Raw genomic sequence first — 14,507 nt, 5'->3', positions numbered from 1 at the left:
AAAAGGGCGGCATTCTAACCCATGGAGCCCATTGTCATGGCAACGTACAATTGTCGGGTTCTTTCGTCCGAGGACAAATTGAAGTTATTCAGCATCAAAAAACATGATCGAACATGGCACTGTAAAGTCCGTCGACTCTCTCCCATCGGCTACTCCTGCAAATAGACACACCAGCGGTATCATAATCTACCCCGCCCTGAGCAGAAAAAGGAGCATTGCAAAATAGTGGGAAAATTTATTCATTATAAAAAGAGTGCGAAAAAATGTGCCATATGACGCTCTCAAACATACCTATTTGTTGGTAAAAATAGTCCATTCGGGCAGTTATTAAAAAAAATTCATTATATTGGCATCGCGAAAATCGCAAAATTCTTGCCCCTCCGGAGTCTGCATACAATCCGTTCTATTGCTAAGATTTTGCATCCGGAAGATTTAAGAATCATTTATTAACCCAAAACATTCTGCTTATGAAGGTTTTTTTCGCCAAATTAAGTGTGTTAACGAGTATGCTGCTGCTTTACGGTGCCACCTCCGTGTGGGCGCAGGGCAAAGGTAAGATCTCGTTCAGCGGCACGGTCCAAGCCTCGGAAACTGAGGGGGGGGGGAAATTCTAAGATCACCCCGCTGGCCTACGCCGTTGTCTCCCTGCCCGAAATCGGCGTAGCAACGACCACCGACGTCAAAGGCCGGTTCGAAATCCAACTCTCCAATCCGGGGAAATACAAGGTCGAGATCAGCTCCCTGGGTTACGAGCCGCTGTCTCAGACCATCCAGCTTCCCGCACGGGACTCGCTCAAATTCACCCTAAAGGCCACCTCGTTCTATCTGGAAAACATCGTGGTGTCGGCCGAGTCGAAAAAGACCGGTGCGGCAACCGCTTCGAAGATTTCCAAATCGGCCATGGAGCACATTCAGGCCACATCGCTGGCCGACATCATGTCGCTCCTTCCGGGCGCCAGCACACGCACGGCCGAAGAGATCGCCCTCAAGAAAGTCAGCACATTCTCCGTCCGCAACGGCCAGAGCTTCGGCACGGCCATCATCATGGACGGCGCTCCCCTTTCGAACAACGCCAACATGCAGACCCTGTCGCTGGCGTTGGGAGCCGGCGCAGGGCCCAGCATATCGACCCCCAACTCGGGCGTCGACATGCGAACCATCACCACCAACAACATCGAATCGGTAGAGGTGATCCGGGGTATTGCCTCGGCCCAGTACGGCGACATCGCTTCGGGCGCCGTCATCGTCAACAGCAAGGCGGGACGCACGCCGCTGTCGATCCAGCTGGATGTCAATCCCAATGTCTACATGGCTTCCGTATCGCACGGCGTGGGCCTCGGCCGTAAAGCCGGCGTGCTCAACTACGGCGTAGACTACACCTTCGCCCAATACGATCCGACCGAAGGATACGACACCTACAACCGTGTGACGGGACGCGTAAGCTACTCGAACACCGTCGGCAAATGGTCCACCAACACCTCGTTCAACCTGTTCTACACCAAGGACAAGGCCGAACCGAATCCCGACGACGCGAGGGATCTGGACCTGATGACCCAGCGCGACCTGGGCCTGCGCTTCAACACCAACGGGTCGTTCAATTTCAACAAGAACTGGCTCAAAAACCTCAAATACACCGTCTCGGCGAACTATACGAACAAAAAAACGTACCGGGAGGAGTTCGCCACCAACTCCGACTGGACCTACTCCACCTCGAAAACCGACGGAGCCATTCTTTCGAGCATGCCCGGACAGGATATTTACCTGGCCGACGGTACGAAAATCACGAACATCCCCGATGCCGACAAGAACGGCAAAGCCTGGCGCCTGCCGTCGGACTATACGGCCATATACAACCTGTACGGCAAGGAGCTCAACACCTTCGCGCAGCTGTCGGCCAATTTCGCCGGCGACCTGGGACGCACTCACCACCGGCTGATCATCGGCGGCGAGTACCGCGCCACGGGCAACCTGGGCGAAGGCAAGGTCTTCGATCCGGAGACTCCGCCGCGCCGCTCGGTCAACACCAACTTCACCACCCAGCGCGAACGCGCTTTCAGCGACGTGCCGTTCATGCACCAGTTCAGCCTCTTCGCCGAGGAGTATTTCTCGATGGACATCCTGCGCCGCAAGCTGGAAATCGTCGCCGGCGTCCGCTATGACCATATTTACAACATGGACGGAGGCGTCGCACCCCGTATCAACGCCTCCTACGACCTGATTCCCGAGAAACTGAGCGTCCGCGGCGGCTACGGCATCACGTACAAAGCCCCCTCGCTGGGTTATCTCTATCCCGACAACGCTTATTTCGACATCCTGAACTTCGACAACACCACGGCGAGCGGCTTCAGCGACGCCCAGAAATTCCAGATCGCCACGACGCACGTCTATTCGGCGGAGAATCCGGATCTCGAACTGGCGAAAACCACCAAATGGGAGGTCGGCGTCGATTTCAAGATCGGGCAGGTGCGCGGTTCAGTCACCTATTACGAGGACAAGACCCGCAACGGCTACATGACCAGCGCAACGTTCGACACCTTCAAATGCGTGGACTACAATCAGTATTCGGCGGCCAAACCGGCCAATGAGACCGATATGCCCGAGTTGTCGCTCAAGTCGTCAGACAAAATCCTGCTCCAGTATTCGATCCCGACCAACTACTTTGCCTATAACAGCCGGGGCGTCGAGTTCGACATCGATTTCGGACGTATCAACTCCATCCGCACCTCGTTCGGACTGAACGGAAGCTGGACGCAGTACAAATCGTGGAAGAACTACTACACGTTCACGAACCATACGACAGGCAGCAGCGTAGCCGGTTCCTATCCCCACATGGGCGTCTTCGAACCGGGCAACAAGGCGGAGCATTCGTCGTCAACGACGACCAACCTGCGTATCACGCACAACATTCCGCGAATCGGTTTCGTCGTCACGCTGACAGCCAGCGTCAAATGGAAGGAGCGTGAGTACACCACCTACGGCAACGACTCGATCCCTGTGAAATACATCTCGCGCCTGGACGGTCAGGTGTATGATTTCGACGCTTCGCGCATCGGGGAAGAGGAGTTCCAGGCCCTCGACATGCGCGGGCGCCTCGACGCACGCCGGCTGATTCCCGAAAGTTCGATGCCCCCGATACTCTGTATCAACATCAATCTGACCAAGGAAATCCGCAATTTCATGCGCATTTCGTTCTTCGCCAACAATATGTTCCGCAGCACGCCGATCTGGGAGAGCAAAGTCTATCCGGGCAAGTACACCCGGCGCAACGCAAAGACCTTCTTTTTCGGAGCTGCGCTGTCTGTCAAGATTCGATAACCCTACAACGCAAGTACAACCATGAAAAAGACATATATAGCCATACTGACGGCCGCTGCAGGGCTCTGTTCGTGCATCGAGATGATGGACTCCGCCAGCCAGGCCGATGTTGTGAATCCGTTGAACGTCTCCTTCAAGGTCAAGGCCGTGACCGGCTTTGTGGATGCCGACGGCAACGGTACCATCAACACGGATTTCCCGGTGGATGGGCTCACCGTCCGTTTCACCAATTTCGAGGAGGACGCCGTCATCGAAACGCTGACCGACGAGAACGGCATCGCACAAACCGAGGTCGCACCGGGCAACTACACGATCTCGGTATTCGGCGAATCTGAATCCGAAGGCAATACCTATTACCTGAACGGATCGGTGCAGAACAAAGCCATCACCAAAGACATCACGCCGGAACAGGCCGAGGCGTCGAACGACTTCTCGATCGCCATCCGTCCCGCCATGGTGGGCCCGCTCTGCTTCAGCCAGATCTTCTACTGCGGAAGCACCAATCCCGAGACGCAGGCGACCTATTTCCGCGACCAGTTCTACGAAATCTACAACAACGGCGACGAGACCTATTACCTCGACCACCTCTGTTTCGCGCGTCTCGTGCCCGAATTCGCAACGGCGACGCTCCCAGAATGGCCCGCCGAGGACGGACTGAACAACTACGTCTATGCCGTGACGGTCTGGCAGCTGCCGGGTAACGGAACCGACTACCCGCTCAAGCCGGGCGAATCGTTCATCATCACCCAGGAGGCCGCGAACCATGCCGACCACAGCAAATACGGCGGACTGATCGACACTTCGCTGTCCGAATTCGAAACGTGGGCCGGCAATCCGCAGCGTGTCAACCCGGACGTTCCTGATCTCGAGTACGTTTTCTGGTCGGGATACATCGTGACCATGCAGTGGCTGAACACCGTCAGCGGTCCGGGACTCTGCATCTACCAGCCCGGCAAGCACCTCGAATTCCCGACCATCAATACGGGCGTGGTGGGAGAGACGACCCAGAGACAGGTGGGCAAAACGCAGGAGTACGTCCGCATTCCGGCCGAACAGCTGATCGACGGCGTGGAGATGCTCCCGACATCGAACAGCCTCAACATGAAGCGTATTCCCGGATTCGTGGACGCCGGAGCGGCTTCGACGGAGGAAATTTACGTCGGCAAGAGCGTGTGCCGCAAAGTGATCGGCCAACGGCCCGACGGCACCCCGATCTACCAGGACACGAACAACTCGACGGAAGATTTCGAAACGCAGGTCCCGCAGTTCCGCCGCAACGGCGAAAAGATGCCCGCCTGGAACTGGTCCCTGAAATAATAATCCCCCTAAATCGAATGAGTTATGATAAAATATAGCTACATCAAACTGACGGGATGCCTCGTGGCTGCGGCCCTTGCGCCGCTCTGCACCTCGGCGCAGCGGATCAATACCGAGGCCTCCGTCGAACGGCTGAAAAGCGAGAGTCTCCAGTTCAGCTACTCGGACAACGCGTCGGGCATCCAGCTCGACCAGATGGACTACTACAGCCAGGTCGGACTGGGATACGATATTGAGAAAGGTTCGTTCAAACGGGCGCAGGAGGGGGAACACAACACCGGGTACCGCTTCTTCACCGACGGCGGCGGCACGATGAAGGCCCTCAAGGGCGCTTTCATCTGGGGTAGTTTCGAATATTCGCGCGACCAGCTGCGCGATGCCGAGTACAACGCCTCGCTGATCGACCCGCTGCGCGGCACGCCCTTCTTCATCGCCGACACCTACAAAAGCAAATGGATCAACCAGCTCTACGACATGACCGTGAAGGCTGCGGCGCCCAAATTGTGGGACCGCCTGATCTTCGGAATCGAAGCCACTTATCAGAACGGCCAGGGCGCCAAACAGCACGACCCGCGTCCGCTGGTCAGCCTTTCGAAATTCGAGATCAAACCGGGTGTGACCGTCACGCTGGGCAAGCACGCCATCGGCGCTAACTACCAGTATTACTCCCGGCGCGAAGACGGAACCGCCTCGAATAAAATCTCGATGAGCACCAACCCGGTCTATATTTTCAACTTCCCGGGATTCTACGTCGATGCCTCCATCTCCAGCAGCACGGATGACAACCAGCGCATCTACAACGCCAACTGCATGGGCGTCGGCGGCCAGTACTCGTTCACGACCCAAAAACTGCGCCTGCTCGTATCGGGCAAGTACACCCGGGAAATAGAGGATGTCACCAACAGCTACACGACGCCCAAAATGGTCGGCACGACCCGGGACGAACGCTGGTCGATCGGCTTGAACGCCGTCTACAAGCCTTCGAAGGAGAATACGTTCTTCCTGAATGCCGCTTACGGCGACCGCAGCATCGACGGCATCCAGTATGTACAGGAGTGGGACAACTCCTTCGAGGTCGCCAAGTGGATCATAAAATCGAAATCCGTCCGTTCGAACAGCTCGAAGGCCGGTTTCGAGGGGCGTTTGCAGTATATGCGCACCACCCGCGGCGATTCCTACAACTGGACTGCCGGCGTCGAATTCTCCACCGAGAAGCTCAGCGACATCTACTATTTCCCGCGCAGCACCCAGGACATCGAAAACTGCAAGATCGGCATCTTCGGACGCAAGAATTTCATCTTCAACGAAAAGCACTCGCTGCTCGTCGGAATACGCGCCTCCTACAAGATGAACAACAGCAGCGACATCGACTACAACGGCTACAAGGCCGACACGAAATGCTACACCGATTTCACGCTCCGCGACTATTACTACCTCGGGTCGGGATACGCTGCGTTCGGCGGTGAAATCACCTATTCGTTCGCCCGGCTGTTCAAGGGCCGCGGTTCGGTCTTTGCCGCAGCCTCGGGCGACTATGTGCGTGCCGACGACCACCGCGACCTGTTCGACCGCCGCTTTTACGCCAATTTTAAAATCGGACTGATGTTTTAAAACTGGAACCCTCCGGAGAGGACGACACATATCCTCCCCGGAGGGTTTCAAATAACTGCTCCATATGAATTATAGAAAACCGTTTTTTGTCCTGCTGGCCGGAGTTCTGCTGCTTTCGGCCGCGCCGGGACGATCGCAGACGTTCGAAAACCCCTCCATACAGGGATCGAGTTCCTTCGCCGTGATCACCGACTCCCGAACCGCCCGGGAATGCCGGCCCCAAATGACAGCCTACAAACAGACGCTCGAAGCCGAAGGACTGCCCGTTTACATCGTTTCGCACGACTGGACGACGCCCGAACAGGTGCGTGACGTCCTGCGCAAACTTTATGCGGAAAACGCTTTGGAGGGATGCGTATTCATCGGCGACGTGCCCATCGCCATGATCACCAAGGCGCAGCACCTCACCTCGGCCTTCAAAATGGACGAACGCGACCACCCGCTCCACGAAACCTCGGTTCCTTCGGACCGCTTTTACGACGATTTCGATTTGCAGTTCGTCCCGCAGGGCACTCCCTCGCAGGGACTGTTTCATTATTACGAAATGTCGCCCGATTCGCCGCAGTACATCTCCTGCGACATCTATTCGGGCCGCATCAAGGCGCAGAAAGCCTACGGCGATCCCTACAAACAGATTGCCCGTTACCTGGAGAAAGCCGTGGCCGAACACCGCGACGCGACGCCTTTCGACCAGTTCGTCTCCTACACGGGCCACGGCTCCTACTCCAATTCGCTCATCGCCTGGCGCGATGAACAGCAGCTGCTCGACGAGCAGTTCGGCGACGTGTTCAGCCGCACCCACAACGCCAAATTCCTGCGTTACTCGATGCAGCCCTTCGTCAAGGAGTCGCTCATCCGCGAGGTCCGCCGCGACGACGTGGACATGATGGTCTTCCACGAACACGGAATGCCCCACCGGCAGTACCTTTCGGGGACGCCCTATGTGGAATCGGCCGAAGATGCCGCCGCCGAGATGCAGCGCAGCCTGCGCGAACTGGCCCGCCGTCCCGGCAGCGGCCGGGAATCGGCCGCCAAACGCGCCGCGGAGAAAGGACTCGATTCCACGTGGTACAACCGGGCCGAGGAGCCCGAAATGCTCCGTCTCGACTCGATCGCCGACCTGCGCACGGGCATCATCCTCGAAGAGGTCGAAGCCATCGCCCCGAATGCCCGCTTCGTGGTCTTCGACGCCTGCTACAACGGCGACTACCGCGAGGACGATTTCATCGCAGGACACTACATCATGGCTCCGGGACGCTGCGTCACGACGTTCGCCAACAGCGTCAACGTGCTTCAGGACAAGTCGGCTTTCGACCTGCTGGGACTGCTGGGCGAAGGGCTGCGCATCGGCGCCTGGGCCAAGAACATCCACATCCTCGAGTCGCACGTGATCGGCGACCCGACCTACCGCTTCAAGGCCGCCCATCCCGAACTCGACATCAATTCGATGGCGCTGAAGCGCAACAACGGCTTCTGGCTCGGACAACTCGACAATGCCATACCCGACATCCAGAACCTGGCGATGATCCGGCTTTGGGAAAACGACTACCCTCAGCTGCCCGCCATCCTGCTCGACAAGTGCTCCGAGTCGCCTTACAGCGTCGTGCGTTACAACGCCTTCCGGCTGCTCGAGTCGCTCAACGGCCCCGAATACAAGCAGGCGCTGATGCTGGCCGCCTACGACCGCTTCGAGTTCCTGCGCCGTATCGCCGTCACACGCATGGGACGTATCGGCGACGAGGCGTTCATCTCCGTGCTCATCGACGTATATGTCAGGGACCGCAATGCCGCCCGCATCGTTTTCAACATCAGCGAGGCGATCCGCTGCTTCGACAAACAGCAAGTCGAAAAGGCAATCGAGACCTATTTCGCCGACAAGAATTTCTACCATGCCCGGGAGGAGAAACAGGAGCTGCTCGACAAACTCATCGAGCGCAACGAGCTCTCGCCCGGCGAGTCCTCGACGCGGGAGATTCTCGACCCCCAGGGCAAGCCCCGCTGGCGGCAGGCCCGCATCAGTTTCCTCAAGAACCGCCCCTATCACCAGCACGTCACGGAATACCTCACCCTGCTGGGCGACGAGCAGGTTCCCGAGATTCTGCGTGTGCGGATGGCCGAGGCGCTGGCGTGGTTCAACCTCTCGGTGCGGCGCCATGAAATCGCCGATGCCGGACGCAAACTGCTCGCCCGCGGCAACTGTTCACCGGAACTGGCCAAAGAGGTGCAGCGCATGATTAACCGCGTAGAATCCAAGAAATAATCCGTAATGAAAGCTATGAAAAGATATTTATTGGCAATCGTCCTGCTGCTGCCATTCATCCTGCAAGCCAAAGTCGCAGTCGAAAAGCCCCGCAGCAAACAGCCGACGGCGTTCGCAATCGTCGTCGATCAGGCGACCTACGACAAAACGGCGCCCCAGATTCATGCCTACCGCGATGTCCTGGAGGCCGACGGACTCTCGACCTACATTCTCCGCGACAACTGGCAGACCCCCGAGCAGGTGCGCGAACAACTCATCGCGCTGATGCGCAAAACCGCCAAACGCTCGCCGCTCGAAGGCGTGGTCTTCGTGGGCGACATTCCGATCGCCATGGTGCGCAATGCCCAGCACTTGACCACGGCGTTCAAAATGGACGAGGACAATTTCCCGATGATTCAGTCGTCGGTCCCCTCCGACCGCTACTACGACTGCCCGGACCTGCAGTTCGAGCTGATCGCCCGCGACACGACCGACCGTCTGCTCTCCTATTTCAACCTCGCCTGCGACTCGCCGCAGCGGCTCGACCCGGCCTTCTATTCGGGACGCATCCGCTATCCCGAACAGCTCGGAGGCGACAAATACGAAGGGATTGCCCGCTATCTGGAAAAGGTCGTCGCCGAACGCGGCAAAGTCGACCAACTCGACAATCTGGTGACCTACGCCGGCGACGGATACAACTCCGACTGTCTGGTCTGCTGGATGGACGAGCGCGTTGCCATCGACGAAAATTTCCCGCTGACCGACACCCGCAAGGCCGGAAACCTGCGCCAGCTCAATTTCCGGATGGACGATTACATGAAATACCGGGTTTTCGACGAGTTGGTGCGCCCGGAGGTGGATGCCATGTTCTTCAACGAGCACGGTTCGCCCGACAAACAGCACGTCGGCAGTTATACGACGGAACCCGACAGTTTCGACGGCCAGTACAGCCAGCTCAAAGCCGAAGTCATGATCGCCCTGTATATGGAACGCCGCAAGGGCGACAAAGCCGACGTGGAGGGCACCAAACAGTATTTCAAGGAGAAATACCACCTGACCGACGCCTTCTTCGAAACGAAAAAGACGGAGGCGGACGACGACACGAAGGCCAAGGGCGACCAGACGATCGTCAGCCTCGAGGACCTCGAGACGCTGGCCGCACAGCCGCGTTTCGTGATGCTCAACGCCTGCTACAACGGTTCGTTCCACAAACCCGGCTACATCACGGGCTACTACATCTTCGGCCCGGGCCGCACGGTGGCCACGCAGGGCAATACGGTCAACGTACTGCAGGACCGCTGGACCTACGAGCTGGTCGGCCTGCTGTCACACGGCGTGCGTGTCGGGCAGTATAACCGGCTGATCGCATCGCTCGAAGGACACATCATCGGCGACCCGGCCTTCCGGTTCCAGCCCGTCGAGCCGAATACGCTGGCCACCGACATGACAACCCGCAAGGGAGACGCCGCCTACTGGCGCAGCCTGCTCGCAAGCCCGTGGGCCGACGTGCAGAGCCTCGCGCTGCGCATGCTGACCGACGCCGGTGCGATCTCGGCGGGCGAACTGCTGGAGTTCATGAAACAGTCGCCGCTGGCGACGACCCGTATGGAGTGCCTCAAACTCATCGGACGCTTCGGCGACGAGGAGATCTTCGCGCAAGCCATCATCCGGGGACTGAAAGACCGTTATGAACTGCTGCGCCGCAACGCTGCGACCTATGCCTGGCAGTCGAGCCGTCTGGAGCTGCTGCCCGCGCTGGCCGATACTTATGTCAACGACAGCGAATCGAAGCGTGTAGCCTACATTGTCATGAAGGGGCTGGAGCTGTTCCCCGAAAAAGAGGTCGAACAGGCGCTGCGCACGGCCGTCGAGGCTTCGCCGTATGCGGACAGCGAGGCAAAATTCACCGAGCTCTGGGAAGAGGTCGCCGGCGAACAAGCGATGAAGGAGCGGCAGCGGAATCAGCTTTTCAACGGCAAAACGCTCAAAAGCCGCATCTCGGCCATCCGTTCGATGCGCAACAACACCTACCACGAACTGGTGCCCGAGCTGCTGAAACTCGTGGCCGACGCTTCGCAGCCCCTCGAACTGCGGGCCAACACGGCCGAGTGTCTGGGCTGGTTCGCGCATACCCCGCGCCGTGCCGAGATCATCGACGCCTGCCGGCAGGCAGCCGCCGACAAAAACCTGGAGAAAGAGCTCCGCGACGAGCTGACGCAAACCGCGATCCGGCTCGAAAGCACCGTATCCGTACCGACCCGATAATCCGACATGACCATGAAATTGAAAAGAATCGTCTTACTGATCGCCGTCTGCCTGCAGGCCCTGTCGCTTGCAGCGGCACCGCGGATCGTCCGTCCCGGCGTGAAAAGCCCCACGACGTTCGCCATTTTCATCGACAGCCGGAGTTATGAAGCCGCAGCCGCCGAGGTAGACGCCTACCGCGCCGCCGTGGAGCGCGACGGATTGGGGACCTACCTGCTCATCGACGAGTGGCAGAACCCCGAAAGCGTGCGCAGCGAGATCATCCGGATGACGGAGGCGCAGCCGCACCTCGAAGGCGTGGTGTTCGTCGGCGACATCCCCATTGCCATGATCCGCGACGGACAGCATCTCACATCGGCGTTCAAGAGCAGTCAGGACCGCGACTGGAAAGATTCGTCGGTCCCCTCCGACCGCTATTACGACGATCCGGAACTGCAATTCGAGTTCCTGCGCCGCGACGCCGACGAACCGCTCTATTTCTACTATTCGCTCTCGCCCGAATCGCGCCAGCACATCGCGTCGCCGATCTACTCGGCCCGCATCAAGCCGCCCAAACGCGAAGGCGCGGATTCCGACGAACTGCTGCGTGCCTACCTGCGCAAGGTAGTGAAGGCCCATGCCGAACAGAACGAGCTGGACAACCTGTTCGTTTTCCGCGGCCACGGCTACAACTCCGAGGCTCCCGAAGCCTGGGCCGGGGAGCAGATCGCGCTGCGCGAACAGCTGCCCGCACTTTTCCGCACCGGCAGCACCGTGCGTTTCTATGATTTCGAAAGCCGCTGGCCCATGAAGCCCTACCTGCTGGAGAAGATGGCCCGCAAAGGCGTCGATGTCGCCCTGTGCCACCACCACGGCGCTCCCGACACGCAATACCTGAACGGATACCGAAACGGTTCGGGCATGAACGTTTCGATCGAGAACATCAAACGGTTCCTGCGCAGCAAAATCGACGGACACAAAGACCCCGAAAAACGCAAGGCCGAGCTGATCGCCTATTACGGCGTGCCCGAAGCGTGGTGCCAGCTCTCCGATTCGCTGCACACGGCCGATTCGCTGCTCGACCAGGCCATGGACGTACACATCGAAGACCTCTACAACCGGCCGATGAATCCCCGTATGGTGATGTTCGACGCCTGCTACAACGGCTCGTTCCACCTCGACGAGTGCATCGCCGCGAGCTATATCTTCGGTCCGGGCGACTGCATCGTCACCCAGGGCAATTCGGTCAACGCCCTGCAGGACAAATGGCCCGACCGCTATATTGGACTGCTCGACTGCGGCGTGCGCATCGGACAGTGGGGACGCCACGTGCATTACCTCGAAACACACCTGATCGGCGACCCGACCTACCGTTTCATCAACCGGGCGCTGCCCGGCACCGACCTAAACACGGCACTCACGGCAAAAGCATCGGACAACAAATACTGGCTCCGGATGGCCGCCGAAACGATGCCCGCCGACGTGCAGGCCATCGCCCTGCGCAAGCTGGCCGACAACGGTTACGACAAGACCGCCGACCTGTGTGAAAAACGGGTCGCCGAATCTCCTTACGGACCGGTGCGTCTCGAAGCCCTCAGGCTGATGAGCACCAGCCGCTCGCCGCGTTTCAACGCGATGCTGGTGCAGGCGGCGGGCGACAGCTACGAACTGGTGCGCCGTCTGGTGTCGCAGTGGATCGGCGACTGCGGCGACGACGAGCTGGTTCCCGCAGCCGTCGAGATGCTGCTGGACGACGAACTCTCGCTGCGCGTGGCCTACCATGCCGATGAGAACATGATATTCATGAATCCCGACGCCGTGAGCGCTGAGCTCCGCCGTCAGTCCGCGGCCAAACACGAACTCTACCAAAACGAAGAGTCGCTACAGAAACGGCTGAAGCGCATAGCCGACAAGCAGGCCGAACAGACGGAAACGTTCAAATTCATCCGCGACCCGCAGAACAAGATGAAGCGGCGCCTGAGCGAAATCACCTATTTCCGCCTCTACCGCCACCACTACTGCGTACCCGAACTGATCGCCCTGGCCGAAGACGCCGCGCTCGAAGAGCCGCTGCGCGTAGCGGCCGTCGAGGTGTTGGGATGGTTCGGACGATCCTATCAGCGCCCCATAATCTCCGCCATGTGCGAACGGCTGCTTCAAAGAGAACAGCCCCGAACAATTTTTGAACAGACCCAACGCACATCTAAACGGTTAGAAGCTTATTAAAAAGCGAATAATGGTAAATTCCCAGAAAATCCGCGCAGCTTTCGGTTCTTTATGAGATGAAATGCCGGAGGGTTTCCATTACTCGCCAATGCATGGCATGACAGTGACAGCATAGGAACAACGAGTAATAATTATACTCAACGAGAATTAGTCAAGACTTAATCCGACAGTTTTTGTCCGATAGTGATTCAACTGTCAGAATAAGTCTTGACTATTTATACATTACGGTTTGATTGCCTAATCAGAATTCAATTTTAGTTATTATCGATGCAGTTTCCTTTTTCTCCGCCGTCGCTGGATTCTTTGCTGTTCCTCGAAAGCCCGCGCATCGACCAAGTCCAACAACGTGTCGACAACTCCTGAGACAGGATTTGCCGTGCGGCTTCGTTGTTCGTATTGGCGTTCCGCGTGCTGTTCTGCGGTATGCAGTGTTTCTTTTCGGGAGGTCGGGAACAGCTCGTTGAAAACACCGGCCGAGAACTCCCTTCCCAGCACCGAACCGTTGGCGACAATGCCATTGGTGTGGTCGATAAACGTTACGCCGTAAACCCTTCCTACGGGGTTGATCCGGAAAACAGTGTTGATACTTTCCGCTTTGAGCAATTGTCGGAACTCGTCCCGTGTGTTATGCGGGCTCATGGCGTCTTTGACCGTCTGCCGCAGACGATCGAGCGCGCCCGGCTTTTTCAGGTTGTCTTTCGACATCCCGTAATACTTTTGAAGGGCCTTATAGCCGACATCCTTTCCGATACGACTCGACTTGAATGGCGTGCCGATGCCGTAGCCGTGTCGATCGTTCCGGTGCGTTCCTCGACCGAGACGTTGAACAGTTCCAGCAGTGTGCAAAACTCTCCGTAGGACGAGCATTTGTAATTTCGCAGGCACGACCTCACAACGGACGAGATCTGCTGCTTGACATTGCCTTCTCTGTAGTTTACCCTATGCAATCCCACTTTGTCGGCCTGCTCCTCTCCCTTGACACTCGGATGCAGGCCGTATTTGCGCTCCAAGTCACGCAGAATCTCCATCGAGCGCCGGGCTTCGAAATCGTGCGGGAGTTTGCGGCCCTGCTCATCGACCCGCAGCGACACGATATGGAGATGCTCTCTGGAAATGTCCTTGTGCTTGAAAACAATATAAGGCTGTTTGCCGTAACCCATGGATGTTTCGCCATGTGGATCGTCGGATTGAACGACAGACCGGCATGTCTGGCAACATGACGTAACGACATGTTCAGTGTTTTATAAGTGCCTTTAAGCGGAAAAACCTTCTCGCTTGTGCGATATGTATCCTTATAACGCTTGTAGAGCATTTCAGCGGCGGGAAGGAGTTTGACTCGGAATTGCGTACCCGTCTTCTGGCGTCTGTCGATAATCCACCGCTCTCCGTTGTCGTCCGTATGGATGTCCGCGTGGGTGAGTTTCACTACGTCCGCATGGCTCAAACCCGTAAAGGCGCAGAAGACGAAGGCGTCACGGTTGATGCCCGTCCGGTAGTTGGGGAGCCTGACATCCATGACGGCCTGCAATTCCGAAGCGGATAGATAACGTCGTTC

Annotated in this window: 8 protein-coding genes; 6 read left to right on the top strand and 2 right to left on the bottom strand. The window is 57.8% G+C overall.

All coding sequences use genetic code 11. The annotated features are described in order from the left end of the window. The first annotated feature begins 522 nt into the window (after positions 1-522). The 6 genes from BHV64_RS07130 to BHV64_RS07105 all read left to right on the top strand — a co-directional run bounded on the left by BHV64_RS07130 (position 523) and on the right by BHV64_RS07105 (position 12,952). The gene (locus BHV64_RS07130; protein WP_217727746.1) at positions 523-3,315 is read left to right on the top strand and encodes a TonB-dependent receptor; all 2,793 of its coding nucleotides are present in this window, start codon (positions 523-525) and stop codon (positions 3,313-3,315) included. 21 nt (positions 3,316-3,336) lie between these two features. Continuing rightward, positions 3,337-4,632: a DUF4876 domain-containing protein gene (locus BHV64_RS07125; RefSeq protein WP_195285757.1), complete on the top strand. Its 1,296-nt coding sequence runs from the start codon at positions 3,337-3,339 to the stop codon at positions 4,630-4,632. Between the two features lie 24 nt (positions 4,633-4,656). Beyond that, entirely contained in the window at positions 4,657-6,243 is a 1,587-nt protein-coding gene (locus BHV64_RS07120; protein WP_015546540.1) for a DUF6850 family outer membrane beta-barrel protein, read from the top strand. A gap of 64 nt (positions 6,244-6,307) precedes the next feature. Further along, positions 6,308-8,503: a HEAT repeat domain-containing protein gene (locus BHV64_RS07115; protein ID WP_195580279.1), complete on the top strand. Its 2,196-nt coding sequence runs from the start codon at positions 6,308-6,310 to the stop codon at positions 8,501-8,503. A 15-nt stretch (positions 8,504-8,518) separates the two neighbouring features. Beyond that, positions 8,519-10,747, top strand: coding sequence for a HEAT repeat domain-containing protein (locus tag BHV64_RS07110; protein WP_288115686.1), 2,229 nt, complete (start codon positions 8,519-8,521; stop codon positions 10,745-10,747). 12 nt (positions 10,748-10,759) lie between these two features. After that, positions 10,760-12,952, top strand: a complete 2,193-nt coding sequence (locus BHV64_RS07105) for a HEAT repeat domain-containing protein (protein ID WP_288115685.1) — start codon at positions 10,760-10,762, stop codon at positions 12,950-12,952. 261 nt (positions 12,953-13,213) lie between these two features. On the opposite strand, the gene BHV64_RS07100 is transcribed toward BHV64_RS07105, so the two are convergent. Beyond that, the gene (locus tag BHV64_RS07100) at positions 13,214-13,657 is read right to left on the bottom strand and encodes a hypothetical protein (protein ID WP_229028907.1); all 444 of its coding nucleotides are present in this window, start codon (positions 13,655-13,657) and stop codon (positions 13,214-13,216) included. Further along, complete coding sequence (locus BHV64_RS07095) at positions 13,639-14,112, bottom strand: relaxase/mobilization nuclease domain-containing protein (protein WP_288115684.1); 474 nt, start codon at positions 14,110-14,112, stop codon at positions 13,639-13,641. Before BHV64_RS07095 ends, BHV64_RS07100 begins: the two co-directional genes overlap by 19 nt. Between the last annotated feature and the right edge of the window lie 395 nt (positions 14,113-14,507).

This window comes from Alistipes sp. 56_sp_Nov_56_25 (assembly GCF_001915285.1).
GTDB lineage: Bacteria > Bacteroidota > Bacteroidia > Bacteroidales > Rikenellaceae > Alistipes > Alistipes shahii.
Note: the sequence above shows the minus strand (reverse complement) of the source record. Positions and strands in the feature narration are given on the sequence as shown.